This is a genomic window from Chitinophaga varians (genome assembly GCF_012641275.1).
Taxonomy (GTDB): domain Bacteria; phylum Bacteroidota; class Bacteroidia; order Chitinophagales; family Chitinophagaceae; genus Chitinophaga; species Chitinophaga varians_A.
Map to the genome: position 1 here is coordinate 694,775 of NZ_JABAIA010000004.1, position 15,585 is coordinate 710,359.

Sequence of the window (15,585 nt, forward strand, 5' to 3'; positions counted from 1 at the left end):
AACACATGGCAGGCACACAACCATATCATCTGAAAACGGTCAGCGCATTGCACCAGCTGCGGCGTTTGCCCAGCCCCGGGCATCCGCTGATCAGCGTCATCGACTTCGAAGACCTGAAATGGCTGGCAGACGACGAGCCTAAATATATTGTACAGGAGTTCTATTCCGTAGCGCTGAAACGTAATTTCGCGGGCAGGATGAAATACGGGCAGCAGGAATATGATTTCGACAAGGGGACCATGTTTTTTGTGGCGCCCGGCCAGGTGTTTTCCATTGAGAGCGAAGGTCAGTTTAATCATACGGGATGGCTCTTGCTGATCCATCCCGATTTCCTCTGGAATACGCCGCTGGCAAAAAAGCTGGGCCGCTGTGAGTACTTCGGCTATACCGTGCATGAAGCGCTGCACCTGTCTGAAAAAGAAGAGGCGATCATCTCCGCTATCATGCAGAATATTGCGCAGGAGTACCGTGGCAACATGGACCAGTTCAGCCACGATGTGATGATAGCCCAGCTGGAACTGCTGTTCACCTACTCCGAACGGTTTTATCACCGGCAGTTCCTGACGCGCAAAATGGCCAACCACCAGGTGCTGGACAGGATGGAAGCCCTGCTGACGGACTATTTCAACAGCGATGATCTCACAGGCAAAGGGCTGCCTACAGTGCAGTATATAGCCGATCAGCTGAACATGTCTCCCAATTATCTCAGTGGCCTGCTGAAGGTACTGACAGGAAAAAGCACGCAACATCATATCCATGACATGCTGCTGAAAAAGGCGAAGGAAAAGTTGTCCACCACGAGTTTGTCGGTCAGTGAAATTGCCTATGAGCTGGGGTTTGAGCATCCACAGTCGTTCAGTAAACTGTTTAAGACCAAAACGAATCTTTCGCCGCAGGCGTTCCGGCAGTCATTTAATTGATAGGGAAGGGATAAAAGGCTGATGAGTGAGGGAAAAGAAGGAGCTATGAAAAGGATAGCATCCGGGTAAAGGTATCCAATACTGGTCATCTGCCGCCAGGGAAATTCCCCGGGGTGATTTTCCCGGTGGCTCCACCGGTACCGGACATTAGCGGCAGAATCTGGCATTAAATTGGCATAGACGGTAGTATAAACCGTATTTTTATGAAGAAGCTTGCTGTGATGGCCTTCCTGTTGGCCGCTGGCATGTACTATGCACCAACAACTCAAGCCCAGGTCCGTGTTAATGTCAACTTAAACGTAGGCAGCCAGCCACTTTGGGGCCCCGTTGGTTACGACTACGCTGAATATTACTACCTGCCCGATGTTGATGCCTACTATTACATTCCCCGCCGTCAGTTTATTTATTTCGACCGTGATGAGGGTGACTGGGTGTTTGCGCCCGCATTGCCCCGCTACTACCATTACGATTTGTACCGCGGCTATAAAGTGGTGATCAACGACCCGAGGCCGTACCTGAATGCCGGCTACTATCGCAGCCGCTATGGCAGGTACCGCGGCTGGTACGATCGCCAGGACCTTATCCGCGATTGCCATGATGACCGGTACCGCCGCTACCGTGACCATGACGATGACGACGACGATGACCACGGAAGAGGTCATTGGCGCGGGAGAGGCCACGGGCACGGGCATGGGCATCACGGGGATGACGATTGATATTAAAAAGGATTGCAGACACTGCAATCCTTTTTTGTTCTCCCTGGTAAAACAAAATCAACGGCCGTAGATCCGGAATACAAACTGTATTTTCGTTATTATGTTAGACCTGAATCACCCGGACACCCCTTTCATCTTCCAGGCATCTGCGCATCTTGATAAGCTGCGGTTATACTGGCAACATCGCGTCACCATGCGGGAAGAAGCATTGGAGCAGTCGCTGCGTACGGAAATAGACGCACTGGAAACGCTGGCCCGGCATAAATTTCCGAAGAAACAAATTCCCGTCACAGAGAAGCTGGCGATTATCCGGCGGTTGTTTGACGAGGAAGAAGCCACAGATAAAGACTTTTATGAGGTGATTGGCCAGCTGGAATTCGATCTGGGCACCTGGGCCATATAAAAAGCGGCAACAGAAGACCGGTACAATAATTTACCGGGATGATTACATGATATTTGCCGCTGGTACCATAAATGCCCCAGACCCATTAAAAATGGCATACATTGTAGTATGGACAACAGAACAAGCTGGGTAGACAATCTACGTTCATTCGTTACCGTACTGGTAGTAGCACATCATTCCTCGCTGGCCTATACCACCTTTGCCTGGTTTGATAAAACAGCGTATATCCGTTCCACGCATCCGGTGGTGGATGTGGCCCGAAGCAGGGGGTTGGATATTTTCGAAGATTTTAACGACGTGTTTTTTATGTCGCTGATGTTTTTGATCAGTGGCATCTTTGTGTTCCGCAGCCTGCAAAACAAAGGCGCGGGTAAATTCATACGCGACCGTTTCTATCGCTTGTTCATTCCTTTTCTTGTAGGGGTTACCCTGTTGATGTTGCTGGCCTATTACCCGCCTTATTATATCGCACATGGAAAACATGATGTTGCTGGCTATGTGGTGGACTTCTTTACCGTAGAGGCATGGCCGGTAGGTCCGCCGTGGTTTATCTGGGTGTTGTTTGTATTTAACCTGGTAATAGCAGCGTTGTTTCCGTTATTACAGGGAGCAGTAACGCGTTGGGGCCAGTGGATGGCCAACCGGCGGCAGCAACCCGGACGGCTCCTGCTGTATTGGTTTCTTTTTAGCTGGATATTGTACGTTCCCATGGTATTGCTGGTAGATGCCGGGAAATGGACCGGCATAGGGCCTTTTGATTTTCAGGTGAGCCGCGTATTGCTGTATTTCGGTTATTTTTTCCTGGGAATGTTAATCGGTACTCCGGGCCTTGGTCGCAGTATTTTTGCCGAAGGCTCGGCGTTTGTGCGTTACTGGTGGTGCTGGGCAATAGCCGCCCTCGGCGTATATACGCTCCTGAAAGGCAGCGAAGCGCCACTGACGGCCATGATGGACAGGAAAGCGCTGAGCCTTACGCAGGCCACGCTGATATACCGGTCTGTCTGGATACTGTCCTGTACGCTGAGCGGTATTGCTTTCCTGACAACCTTCAGGCGCCTGATGAACCGTAGCAACGCCTGGTGGCAATCACTTTCCGCTAATGCATATGGCATCTACCTGGTGCATTATATCTTTGTGTTGTGGTGCCAGTATCTACTGCTGGACGTGCCGCTGACAGCATGGCCTAAATTCCTCCTCTCCTTTGTTTCCAGTTGGGGACTGAGTTGGGGGCTGACAGCCTTGCTGCGGAAAAACAACATCATCGGTAAATATTTGTAGAACCCCTGACGGGTTTTGGTTGTTATCCTGAAGAAAACATCAGGACCATCATGCAGTACTCAACTTTGTCATCCGGCCAGTGGCCGGTCATCGACTATAACAGCTGGAAAGATACGCTTGCTACCGTCCACCTGTGGACGCAGATAGTGGGCAAAATACGCCTGCGCCAGATGCCGTGGCTCAACCATTCCTGGCATGTTACCCTCTATGTCAATCCCTATGGCCTTAGTACCGGCAGTATGCCTTATCGCCATGGTATCTTCCAGATTGATTTTGATTTCATCCACCACCAGCTGGTGATCACCACCAGCCGCGGACAGAAAGAGGCCGTAGGCCTGCGGCCGCGGACAGTGGCAGATTTTTATGCCTCGCTGTTTGACAAGTTGCAGTCACTGGATATTGATGTGACCATCTATCCCGTTCCCAGCGAAATGCCCGATGCTATTCCATTTACAGAAGATCAGCTGCATCAGTCGTACGACCAGCAGCAGATAGAGCATTTCTGGCAGGCGCTGGTGCGGATACATAATGTATTTACCCGTTTCCGTGCCGGCTTCACGGGCAAATGCAGTCCCGTGCATTTTTTCTGGGGTGCTTTTGACCTGGCCGTCACCCGCTTCTCTGGCCGGGATGCGCCACAGCATCAGGGTGAAATGCCGAATATGCCGGCGGTGGTGATGCAGGAGGCTTATTCCAAAGAGGTGAGCTCCTGCGGCTTCTGGCCAGGCAACGATCAGGCCCCACAGGCGTTCTTTTATTCCTATGCCTATCCGGCGGCGCCGGATTTTGCCACGCAACCGGTACAACCCTCGGCAGCCTTCTATAGCCCGGAGATGGGCGAGTTCCTGTTGCCCTATGCCGCCGTGCAGCAGTCGGATGATCCGGAAGCTACGCTGATGGCCTTTTTACAGTCTACTTATGAAGCCGCCGCCAATACCAGTCACTGGGACCGTAAGGCGTTGGAATGTGATCATTCGGATTTGGAAGAGGCTTATGGGTGTTATAAGGTGGGATGAGCGTATAGCGATGGATAATAATGAAAATACTATCGACGTATATTATTGCTTACTCAACGGCTCTGGTTAAAAAAAGGTTGCAGATGCTCCTGGTGTAGATAGTTTCGCCCTAAGTAGTTTGCCCCTCCCATTACGTTTTCCCGTAATTATTCCATTAAGACAATCTGTAGGTTTGGGTAAAAAAGATGGAAAACAACCAAAACAAAAAGCCTGGGAATGCTTTCAAGGGAATTGTCGCATCCATTGCTACCGTAGTTGTCATCTGGTTCTATTTTGGAGGTGGCCTTGAACAGAAGGCTCATGAGGATCTGAACAAAATAGAAAATCAAGTGGCAGAGGATGTCGTTACGCAGTACGAAATAGCAAAACGCCAAGGGGACAAAATGCAGATCTATATACGGGCCGGTTTGGTAGCCGAAGCATACCTGCAGGCCAAGGATGAAGGCAATTATAACAAGTGGAAGGATATCGAAAAACAGGCGGCTGTCGATGCTGGGATGCCTACTGAATAAAGTTAGCCTGACGGTTTTGGCGCATCTAAATAAGAATGGTATGCAATTTTTGTCGTGAGATACGGCGCCTTTGTGGCGGGGTGTAAAGCTATGAACACCTATGTTTGTTGACCTTACCAAGGTATTTTATCCGCTTGTTTATTCACCGTTGTACACAGTAGCCACCACTTCCTCCCAACCATTCATCTCCTCCAGTGCGCCCCATGTCAACTGCCTGTCTTGCCGCAACCGTGCCTGAACGAACATCTCTGCCACCGTAGCAGAAGAAGTTTGTATCAGCTCAATTGCCTGTATGGCCAGTGACATTTTTTCTACAATAATTCTTGCGTTGCGTTCATAATCTGCCGGACGGGAGAGCAACTGCTGCAACCCTTCCAGGTGCCGCGTCAGCAGGGGATGCAGCTGAGCGCCCTGTTGAAAATAATGCCTCAGTGCCTCCATGCTGTGTGGCTCTTTATGCATGGCGCGCAGCACGTCCAACGCCTGAATATTGCCGGAGCCTTCCCAGATGGCGTTGACCGGCACATCGCGGTAGAGGCGCGGCAGGATAGATGTTTCCACGTAGCCATTGCCGCCGAGGCATTCTACAATTTCACCCATGGCCAGCACGGCGCGTTTGGTGTTCCAGAACTTGCCTGCTGCAGTAGCAATGCGGGTGAAATGTAACGCTGCCTCATCAGTCTTCGCGTCATCAAACCCTTTGGCAAGCCGCATGGCGAAGGTAGTCGCTGCCGCTGATTCGAGGGCCAGATCAGTGAGCACGTTCTGCATCAACGGATGACTGAGCAACGATTTACCGAAAGTCTGCCGGTGCTTACAATGATGTATGGCTTCTGCCAGGGCACGCTGCAAGGTGGCCGCAGATCCCACGGCACAGTCCAGCCGCGTATGGCGCACCATCTCCATAATATTAGCAATACCGCGGCCTTCTTCGCCGATAATACGGCCCCAGGTTCCGTGGAACTCTACTTCGCCGGAGGCATTGGAACGGTTGCCGAGCTTGTCTTTCAGCCGCTGGAACCGCAGCTGGTTTTTAGTACCGTCGGGTATGAAGCGGGGCACCAGGAAACAGCTAAGGCCTTTCGGCGCCTGTGCGAGTACCAGGAAGGCATCGCTCATAGGCGCGCTGCAAAACCATTTGCGGCCAGTGATATGATAGACACCATCCCCAACAGGCTGAGCGATGGTGATATTGGCGCGTACATCACTGCCGCCTTGCGGCTCTGTCATGGCCATGCCAAAGGTAACGCCGTGTTTCTCCGTGTAGGGAATATGGCGTTCGTCATATCTGTTGGAGAGAACAAGCGGCAGCCACTCACGGGCGATATCAGGCGCTATCTGCAGCGAAGGCACCACGGCAAATGTCATGGTCAAAGGGCAGCTGCTGCCTTCGTCTATCTGTTGTTTGAGATAGGAGAGCACGCTGTGGGCCAGGTACCCGCCTTTTTCTTTGGTGGTCCACGCGATGGAATGTACCTGATGCCGGATAGCGGCCGCCATCATCTGGTGATAGGAAGGATGGTAGGTCACTGTATCGAGGCGGTTGCCAAACCGGTCATGGGTATGCAGTACCGGCAGATAAGTATTGGCGAGGGTACCTGCTTCCTGGAATTCGTGGCTGCCCATCAGCTGCCCCACCTCCGTTGCCAGCGACGCTGCCCAGCCGCCGCCATAGGCCTGCAGCGTGTTTTGCAGTATGGGATGGGTCGTGAAAGTGTTGTAGTTCTCCAATACAGGGACCTGATTGCCAACATGATCGAAATCGAAACCGGGAGCAGACATAAACAACGGATTTAGTGTACTTAAATGTAAGATATTTACCTCTAAGATCAAGTAACTGTCCGGGCTATACGAACATGAACAGGAGAAAATATCATACAAACCTATACATGTTCGATCGAGAAGTATGATACAAGATGTATCGGAGGGCGTCTTTAATGAGATCTCCGGTACATCCTGTTGTTCTATACTACGGCACTATCCTGAAGTATGCGGACGTAAACGGTGTTCCTCCGGCCGGTGGAGCTGCTACGATGGTTGCCCCCTCCCTCGGTGTCCGTTTGCCAGATGAAAGGTACTCCGGCAACAATTATCTCACCTTGTACCGGGCTGCGGAAGGTTAGTCCCGACCAAACAGGCCCTCAGTTGACCATTCTGGCCATGACTTGTTGATGACAACGACGCTGGGATCCATTCATCCGAATCGGGGAACACCTCTTCCCATTGACAGCTATAGTCAATGGTGAATTTGCAGTATATATCTGAATTACCGTTTGGGTTGACCGACAGGATAGCATACAAACTATAATATTCGGTCTGGTTATTGCCAATTCTGGCTTGATTGATGCCGCAACAGAAGGACCTTCTTACTGTTTATTATCATAGGAGGTTAATTGATTTATGATAGAATACTTGTAGATGATCCCCCTCCGGCTTTTCAGCGCATAGAAGGGGATATAATTGACAAAGTCGATATTTGCCGTTTCCAGGCTAAATAGATTTTGCCTGGAAAGTCGACTGCGTATATGCCGTTCCTCCTGGTTGGGTAGCAGGTATAATAGTTACGCCCACGTCAACATTTATGAACCAGGAAGTAGTTGTACCGGCAACTACTGTCTCGCCTTGTACTCTGCCTTTGAAGGTAAGCCCTGACCATACGGAGCCATAGCTAGTCATTTTGCCCACACCGGAGTAATAATATATGGGCTGCGATTTACCGAGGACAACGATGCTAGGTATCCATTCATCCGGATTAGGACCTTCTTCCCACTGACAGCGAAAGTCAAGGGTGAAGTTGACTCCTAGCGACGAAGTAGGGCCTACGGAAGTTGTCAGATTGGGCGTGATGCTGTAATAGTCCGGTACGACGTTACCAATCCTGGCCTGATTGGTGCCGTTGTCTTTAGGTGGCTTTGTCGGCGAGGCGGCTGTAGTAACTGAAAAAACCTCTCCCGTTCTCACAAAGGAAAATGCCTCATAAGCCTCTTTGTAAGTCTTAAATGAAGATGCGCTCTTTGCGTCTGAAGAAGAAGAAGGTATCTCCTTCAGATGGATTAGTTTTTCAAGTTGTGCTTTGTAATACTGCTCAGAGTCCATCTGATCATCAGTGTTCTTTTTACAGGAGAAAAAAAGAAGGGTTACACTGGTGACTAAGAACAGAATTTTCTTACTGTTTGTCATCATAGGGGATTTGATTTGGGTTGAGAAATATATATAGGTTCTTTTTTAAGATAACTATTTACCTTCGCTGTTTTATTTTTAGATAGATGTTTTTTTAGCAGGGGCGTATAAAGTGAGTGGGATAGAACGTTTGTGTTTATTATTTTATATTTCGTATATTCGTTGAAGTTACCTAGACTATTTTGAAGCTGATTAAAACAGCCGTCCCCTTATGGAAACGGCTGCTGAAATACTACTGTAATAAAGAAGCAAGCTTTTTCTCCAAAGCTTCCCCACGAAGATTTTTACCGACGATTTTACCATCGGGGCCAATCAGAAAGTTAGCCGGAATGCCTTGTACACCGTACATTTTGGCGGCTTCGTTTTTCCAGCCTTTCAGGTCAGATACCTGTGTCCATTGCAGCTTGTCGTCATGGATGGCCTGCATCCAGAACGACTTGCCGTTTTCATTGTCGAGGGATACGCCGAGGATGGTGAAATTCTTATCCTTGTACTTATGGAAAGCTTCTACCACGTTAGGGTTCTCCTGGCGGCAGGGACCGCACCAGCTGGCCCAGAAATCTACCAGCACATATTTACCGCGGAAATCTTTCAGCGCGACAGGATTACCGAGCGTGTCGTTCTGGATGAACTCCGGCGCTACTACGCCGATAGCGGTCCTGCGCTGGCTTTCTAACTGAGCGGCGAAATGTTCGCCGGCTTTGCTTTTACGTACGGAAGGAGACAGCAGTTTAAACACCGGTTCCACTACTGCCGGGTCCGGATCATAACCCGCCCATTCAGTCAGCGCATCGAGGCTGACGGATGTATTGGGGTGTGCTTTGATGAAGGTGGTCACCACTTTCTGCTGTGCGGCGGCTATCGCTTTGTTGTCAGCCTGATACTGTTGTTTGAAGGCTTCCTGCTCCCGTTCTGCTGCCGGCGTGGCATAATATTTCTGGCTGAGCGCATCAGAGCGTTTGTTGATGTCGCGGGAAGCCGCTTTGTACTGCTGATGCACGGTATTGGCTGCGCCGCCCTTCACGGTGGCATTGGCGATGGAATCTGCGCTCTCTACACGGATTTTGCCCTGCTCCAGGTAGAACACCAGGCGGTTGGCGGTGAAAGAGGAGGAGAGGGTATTGCCGGTGAAAAGAAAGGCTCTCGCGGGAATATCAGTCTTGCCGGTGAAGGTAAAGCTACCATTGTTAATGGCAACAGAGTCAATCAACCTGCCTTTGCTGTTGCTGCTGTACAGATAAGCTTTCTCAAATTTGTTCTCTTTGCCGATGCTGCCGGTGATGGTGTATGGACCTTCCTGGGCGAATGCCAGGACGGGCAGCAAGCAGGCAGTGGTCAATGCTAATGTTCTCATGTGATCGTTGGTTTATGCTGATGTTGATATATGAATTAATTGCCCAGTTTCTCCCGGTATTTGTTGCCGGCTGCCTGGATGTCCCAGTCGTAACTTTTGAAGAAACGGATGATCACTTCGTACTTGCGGGCGCGGGCCGGACTGTTATCCAGGTATTTGGCTTTGATGTTGGTATAGGATTCCGTGGCCAGTAAACGCATCCATTCCCCGAAATCATTATCGAATGATACACTGCCGAGGGAAGTTATAAAACCACCGTTAAGGGCTATCTGGTCCATGGCTTTGTCACGTGCCTCCAGATCCCTGTCCCTCTCATATTGTTTGAATACCAGCTCTCTTGCCGCTCCGTTGTCGTAAGCCTTGCCAGCCAGTACAAATGCAGTGACAGGCGCGTCAAAACGTAGTGCTGACATATTGCCCAGGTAGCCCCAGATGCTGCGGGCCAGTGCAGAGTCCTGATAATAATGATTAACAGGATCGGTGACAGGCAACGCGCCATACATATGATTGGGCCAGCAGATAATCAGGCGGCTGCGCCCGAGGTCCCTGATATTTATGTCGAAAAACGGAGCGCTATAAGTTTTTACAAAGAAGAGCTCCAGCGGGAAATACCGCTTGGCAAATTTATCGGACACGTTGGAGAGCAATGTTTGCGCATAGGTCGTTACCGCCGTGCGCTGGTCAGCGTCTATTTTGGTGGCGCCCCAGCGGTTATTGACATCAGATGCCAGCACACCGTTGGTGACTTCCTTCCAGTCTTTGAAGTCCGTTCGTACCCAGACACCGTAGTGATCATACATGTCTTTGATTTCGGCAGGGGCGTCAGCAGGTGGTGTAAACTGTTGCTGAACGCCTGGTTCGGCCGTAAAACCTGGTTGCTCTTCTTTGGAACAGGCTGTAAAGCAGGCTGCCAGTGCGAGGATGGAAACATATATCGGCTTCATGTGTTGTCTCATTTTGTGTTATGATCAGGGGTTTAAAGGGATAGAAGGACTGTTGTTGATCTCTGACAGTGGCAATTGCAGGAGATAACGGTTGTCATTTTGTTTTAACTCATAGATCTGTCCGTTTTTATAGACATGGGAGAGGGCCGGTTTACCCAGCCGTCTGAGGTCCATCCAACGGATACCACCTTCAAAGGCGGTTTCTATACGGCGCTCCTCGAGAACACGGTTCAATAAAGTCTCATCTGTAAAGTCAGCGGCTTTCAACGGTACAAATTCGCCTTTCCGTATACGGCGCACCAATAATGTGTTGAGGTCAGCGATAGCTTTGTCCTTTTGCTTTAGCCTGGCATAGGCTTCTGCCCGTATTACATAACACTCGCTCACTTTCAGGCCGATGTAATAACAGGGCTTGTCCTGTTTGGCGTACATGTTGTACAACGTTGGCCCGTTCAGTTTACCATCTGTGGTATTCAGGTCTGCAAAAGTGGAAAAGATATAACGACGATAGTCACTGCCACCGGCAGGACGGTTGCATAATGCGAGCAACTCCAATGATGGCCTGAACACCGTATTGCTATGATAATAGATATTCATATTAGCGGTACCGCCGGTAAAAAACAGTACTTCGTTTTTATAATCTCCTGCATCGATAAAACCCGTGTTAAGGGCAAATGCACGGGCATTTCCTTCACTTTCAATATAGGTCTGCATGTTATTCATATCAGACAATGGCTTGTTCACGATTACATCCGTGGCAGCAGCGATGGCTTTGTCGTAGTCACCCATGAAGAGATGTACACGTGCCTGTAAAGCCTCAACAGCACTGGCATCCATACGGAAAACATTACGGGCCTTTTTACCCGCCAGCAAACCGGAGGCCTGCTCGAGGTCGGACAGGATTTGTGCGTACACTTTCCCCAACGGTTCGCGTACGTTGTTTTGTGTGTGCTGATGAACATCTTTGGCACTGAGTGGCATAGGCACGCCGTAAGCCTGAGTGGTAGCAGGACTGTAAGGTTCGGCATAAAAGTTCACCAGATAGAAATAACACCAGGCACGCAAGGCATAGGCTTCTCCCTTCACCGTTTCATACAACTCCTTCTCGTTGAGCTCCGGCTGGCGGTCGTTAAAATTATCTAATACAGTGTTGGCGTAATAGATAGAGGTATACAGCTGTCCCCAGTAAGGATCTAATTCACCGCCATCAGGTTGTTTAGAAGGTGACCAGGAAAACCAAAGTTCCAGTTCCTTTTGTGGTGAGGCAACTATGTTCAGGTTGGCGGTCATGTTGTCCGTCATCAATTCCGTTTTCATAAAGTAGTCCACCCGCGGGTAACCGCCCACCAGAACAGATTCGTAATCTGATATGCTTACCGGCATCATCCGGTTCACCGGTTTGATGTCCAGCATTTTATTACAGCTGGTGAAGATCAGTGAAAACAATAACAGGGGCGTCAGATATCTTAATTTCATGATGGCATCTGTTTTTAAAACTGTAAGGAAAAAGAGAATGAATAAGAACGTGGCAGTGGCAGGTAGGTATTGCCGAAAGACACGTTAGCATTGCTGGTACGGTCATATTTCATCACCGAGCCCGTGGCCTCAGGGTCCTGGCCTTTTAATGCGCTGTTCTTCCATACATGCAGATTGTTGCCCTGTATCATGAAGCGCATATTTTGAATACCACTCTTACGCAGGCGCGCATTATATAAGTCGTAACTGAGAGACAGGTTCTGAAGACGCACAAAATCACCTTTCACAGTCCTTAGGTCACTGTTATTATACATAGTGGCATTGTAGGGTGATACATCGGCCAGACCGGGAACACTGTTGTCTGATTCCAGTTTAGGGACATTGGTGTGCTGTTCATCACCCGGTTTCTGCCAGCGGTCAACCCATTCGGTAGACATGTTTTGGGTCGTTTCGGGGAAGACGAAGGTATTGTTGGCACTGATATTACGCAGCCGGATTACGTTACCAAAACTACCGATGAACAAAGCGGACAGCGTAAATCTTTTATAAGAGAAGGTATTAGTGAAACCACCCTGTACGGTTGGCATGGTAGAACCGGAATACACAAGACCGTCTATGTTACGCATACCGTTGAGCACTGTTTCGCCGGGTTTGGCGGTATAGAAGGTGGCACGGCCGTCTTTGTTCAGCCCTGCATAACGGTAAGACCAGAGGCCGTTAACAGGTTTGCCCACAACAGCAGAAGCCGCATAGTTGGAGCGTTGTGCATTGGTCAGGCCATCAACGGAAGGCAGGGAATATACGTCCAGCACTTCGTTTTTATTGTAACCGGCATTGATATTGGTAGACCATCGAAAGTCCTTTGTATCGATATTGATAGTACTTAAGGAGAATTCCAGGCCTGTGTTTTTCATGGATGCCCAGTTTACCTGCAGGGTACTGAATCCGGAAACCTGTGATACACGTTTGCTGCCCAGCAGGTCAACGCCTTTTTTATGGTACCATTCTACAGTGGCCATCACCCGGCGTTTCCACAATCCGATTTCCAGCGCTACGTTGGCGGTATAGTTCTTTTCCCATTTCAGGTTGGGGTTCCTGGGGGCGTCTATCACCAGATAGTTGTCTGTGTTGGCAAGGTCCGGTTTGCCGATGGTGGCCACCAGGTCAGAGTATGCCTGAGAGGCTACGTTGCCCTGGCTGCCATAGGAGGCGCGAAGCGTCAGGTAACTTAACCAGTCTTTGTTGGCGAAGAAGTCTTCTTCTTTCATCTGGTAGTTGGCGCCTACTGCCCACAGTGGCTGAAACAGCTGATTGGTGCGAAGGCCAAAGCGGTTGGAGCCGTCAGTACGTGCGTTGAAGCTAACGGTGTAGCGGTTTTTATAAGTATAGCCTGTTGTACCAAAGTAAGAAACGGCAGCGCTTTGGTTCAGGCTTTCCGACCAGTATGGCCGGCCCATTTGTTTCATCAGGTCAAACTGCGGCATCTGCTGACGGCCACGGTCATGTACATAGCCGTATATCTCGGTCATCTCGTCTTCGTATTTGGACGTACGTATTTCCTGACCGGCCATTACATCAAAGCGATGGTTGGCGTTCAGTATAGGCATAAACGATACCTGGTTACGGAGTGTGAGTGACTTATTATTGTTGTTTCTGCCTTTACGGTAACCACCTTCTTTCCATAACGGTACTGCAACAGAGTTAACAATGTTGGTGACGTCACGTTGTCTGCTTTTTACAAAATAGCTGTTCTCGGTAGCCACATCTTCATCAGTGGTATTCTGATTGGTGAAAGAGAAAAGGCTGCCGAAGATGAGGGAGCTGATAGGTTTCCACTCAATGTCCACTGTTCCGCGGATGCTGAAGTTTTGTGAGTTACGCCAGCCATAGTTGCGGTTTTCGAGAAAGTTGTATTTAATGCCGTTGTAATAGAGGTAGTTGTACTGACCGTTTTCATCATAGGCATTCTGCGCACGTGTGGTATAGATCGACCATTCAAAGGGGTTCTCGCGGGAGTCTGTGGCAAAGAAGCTGCCGTTATCCCGGCGGTTGAGGTCCAGCATACCGCCTACACGAAGGGTAGGATGCAGCTTGGTATATACTTTCAGGGAGCCGGTGTAGGTTTTCATGCCGGTCTGTAATGCAGTGGCCTGTTCATCCATATAGCTGCCGGAGAGATAGAAAGTCGTTTTTTCGTTACCGCCGGAGATGTTCAGGTTCTGACGGTGGGTGAACGAATTACGGAAGAGGTATTCAAACCAGTTGGTGTTGACCTGTTCCAGCTGATTCACTCTTTTCTCAAAATCCGACCAGCTCATTTTGTGGTCATGTACATCTATCAGCGCACGCTCGAAATCGGTGGATGTGCCGTATTCACCGGCGCGTGGAGAGGTGGCCGTCAATACGCCCCGGCGCATCATTTCCAGGTTCACGCCGATCCTTTCTTTGGAGTTCATCATATACGCATCTTCAATTCGCGGGCGCATGCCTACGGTGGCGAAGCTGGTGAAGTTGATACGGGTTTTGCCGGCCGTACCTTTTTTGGAGGTCAGTACGATTACCCCGTTAGCGGCTTTGGTACCATAGATCGCTGTGGCCGCGGCGTCTTTCAGCACGTTGATGGATTCGATGTCCTCCACGTTGATACCGCCGATACCGGAAGCGATCAGGTTACGGTTGGTCATGATGTCATCCACGGAAGCGTTGATGGGATCATCGAGAATGATACCGTCCACCACCCACAGCGGCTGCGTGTTGCCGCTTAAGGTAGATGTACCGCGGATGCGTATCTGTGGCATGGCGCCGGGGGCGCCGGAAGTGCTCATCACCACCATACCTGGCACCTGGCCCTGTAACAGCTTATCGATATTAGGCTGATTGATGGTTTTGAGGTTCTCTGTTTTGAGAGAAGTGATAGAAGAGGTGAGTGAGCGCCGTTCTACTTTCTGGTAACCGGTGACCACGATCTCGCTCATGCTTTTGTCTTGTTGTCTGAGTACTACATTGATCACTGTTCTGCCTTTGATAGGCTCTTCATGGTTGCTGTAGCCGATGAAGGAAAACACCAGGATGGTGGCGTCATCGGTGGCCTGGATGTACCAGTTGCCCTGTTCATCGGAGATTGTGCCGCCGTTGGTGCCCTTTATTTTCACGGTCACTCCGATGAGCGGAACACCTTTTTCGTCCCGAACGGTGCCGTTGATCCGCTGAAGAACAGGCGCGTTGGCTGCTGCTACCGGTTTGGGTTTGATCAGGATGGTATTGTTCTCTTCAATGCTGTAGGTAATAGGCTGGTTGCTGGTAATATGGTCCAGCGCTGCTTTCAGCGGTACTTCTGTCAGCTGTGCGGACACGGGATGCGTGTTTTTCAGCGTTTCGTTACTGTACAGAAACAGGTAGCCGGTTTGTTGGCGGATGGTGCTGAATAGCTGTTGTACGGAGGCATTCCGCTCCGTTAATGTCACTTTCTGGGAGTATACCCTGGCGCTTACCTGCAGGCAAAAAGCCAGCAACAGCATTCCTGTAAGTTTCATCATTAATAACACTTTTTTAAATCGGTTCCGGTCAGACTGGCTGGTGGTGGGATCTGTCGGAGTTTTGGTTGTTGGTATCGGTATACAACGGGGCAATAAACCCCCTTGGGAGAATAAACTTTCTCTCATATCTTCGTGTCGTTTGGATTTACGATGATGGTTTGTAATAAATCATGATCCTGCCTGGCCATGGAATACGAGCCGGCGTCAGGCAATGTAGATCTTGCATGTACCGGGAACGCGCCAACGTTTC

13 protein-coding genes are annotated in these 15,585 nt (G+C 49.8%); 7 read left to right on the forward strand and 6 right to left on the reverse strand.

What is annotated here, in order from left to right; translation table 11 throughout:
• Positions 1-5 precede the first annotated feature (5 nt).
• The 6 genes from HGH92_RS32215 to HGH92_RS32240 all read left to right on the forward strand — a co-directional run bounded on the left by HGH92_RS32215 (position 6) and on the right by HGH92_RS32240 (position 4,845).
• The gene (locus HGH92_RS32215; RefSeq protein ID WP_168874956.1) at positions 6-920 is read left to right on the forward strand and encodes a helix-turn-helix domain-containing protein; all 915 of its coding nucleotides are present in this window, start codon (positions 6-8) and stop codon (positions 918-920) included.
• Between the two features lie 203 nt (positions 921-1,123).
• Positions 1,124-1,636, forward strand: a complete 513-nt coding sequence (locus tag HGH92_RS32220) for a hypothetical protein (protein ID WP_211092808.1) — start codon at positions 1,124-1,126, stop codon at positions 1,634-1,636.
• 100 nt (positions 1,637-1,736) lie between these two features.
• Complete coding sequence (locus tag HGH92_RS32225) at positions 1,737-2,039, forward strand: hypothetical protein (RefSeq protein WP_168874957.1); 303 nt, start codon at positions 1,737-1,739, stop codon at positions 2,037-2,039.
• A 108-nt stretch (positions 2,040-2,147) separates the two neighbouring features.
• Complete coding sequence (locus tag HGH92_RS32230) at positions 2,148-3,317, forward strand: acyltransferase family protein (RefSeq protein ID WP_168874958.1); 1,170 nt, start codon at positions 2,148-2,150, stop codon at positions 3,315-3,317.
• 50 nt (positions 3,318-3,367) lie between these two features.
• A complete protein-coding gene (locus tag HGH92_RS32235; RefSeq protein WP_211092809.1) occupies positions 3,368-4,333 on the forward strand; it encodes a DUF5996 family protein in 966 nt (321 codons plus the stop codon).
• A gap of 185 nt (positions 4,334-4,518) precedes the next feature.
• Entirely contained in the window at positions 4,519-4,845 is a 327-nt protein-coding gene (locus tag HGH92_RS32240) for a hypothetical protein (RefSeq protein ID WP_168874959.1), read from the forward strand.
• Positions 4,846-4,983: 138 nt separating this feature from the next.
• Here HGH92_RS32240 and HGH92_RS32245 read toward each other — a convergent pair whose 3' ends face one another.
• Positions 4,984-6,627, reverse strand: a complete 1,644-nt coding sequence (locus HGH92_RS32245; RefSeq protein ID WP_168874960.1) for an acyl-CoA dehydrogenase family protein — start codon at positions 6,625-6,627, stop codon at positions 4,984-4,986.
• A 155-nt stretch (positions 6,628-6,782) separates the two neighbouring features.
• Between HGH92_RS32245 and HGH92_RS32250 the strand changes: the two genes are divergently transcribed.
• Positions 6,783-6,968, forward strand: a complete 186-nt coding sequence (locus tag HGH92_RS32250; RefSeq protein ID WP_168874961.1) for a hypothetical protein — start codon at positions 6,783-6,785, stop codon at positions 6,966-6,968.
• 367 nt (positions 6,969-7,335) lie between these two features.
• Here HGH92_RS32250 and HGH92_RS32255 read toward each other — a convergent pair whose 3' ends face one another.
• From HGH92_RS32255 to HGH92_RS32275, 5 genes are all read right to left on the reverse strand, one after another.
• Positions 7,336-7,941 (reverse strand): hypothetical protein, encoded by a 606-nt coding sequence (locus HGH92_RS32255; protein ID WP_168874962.1) that lies wholly within the window; start codon positions 7,939-7,941, stop codon positions 7,336-7,338.
• Between the two features lie 316 nt (positions 7,942-8,257).
• The gene (locus HGH92_RS32260; protein WP_168874963.1) at positions 8,258-9,379 is read right to left on the reverse strand and encodes a TlpA disulfide reductase family protein; all 1,122 of its coding nucleotides are present in this window, start codon (positions 9,377-9,379) and stop codon (positions 8,258-8,260) included.
• Positions 9,380-9,414: 35 nt separating this feature from the next.
• Positions 9,415-10,323: a hypothetical protein gene (locus HGH92_RS32265; RefSeq protein WP_168874964.1), complete on the reverse strand. Its 909-nt coding sequence runs from the start codon at positions 10,321-10,323 to the stop codon at positions 9,415-9,417.
• Between the two features lie 24 nt (positions 10,324-10,347).
• The gene (locus HGH92_RS32270; RefSeq protein ID WP_168874965.1) at positions 10,348-11,799 is read right to left on the reverse strand and encodes a RagB/SusD family nutrient uptake outer membrane protein; all 1,452 of its coding nucleotides are present in this window, start codon (positions 11,797-11,799) and stop codon (positions 10,348-10,350) included.
• A gap of 14 nt (positions 11,800-11,813) precedes the next feature.
• Complete coding sequence (locus HGH92_RS32275) at positions 11,814-15,335, reverse strand: SusC/RagA family TonB-linked outer membrane protein (RefSeq protein ID WP_168874966.1); 3,522 nt, start codon at positions 15,333-15,335, stop codon at positions 11,814-11,816.
• Positions 15,336-15,585: the final 250 nt, after the last annotated feature.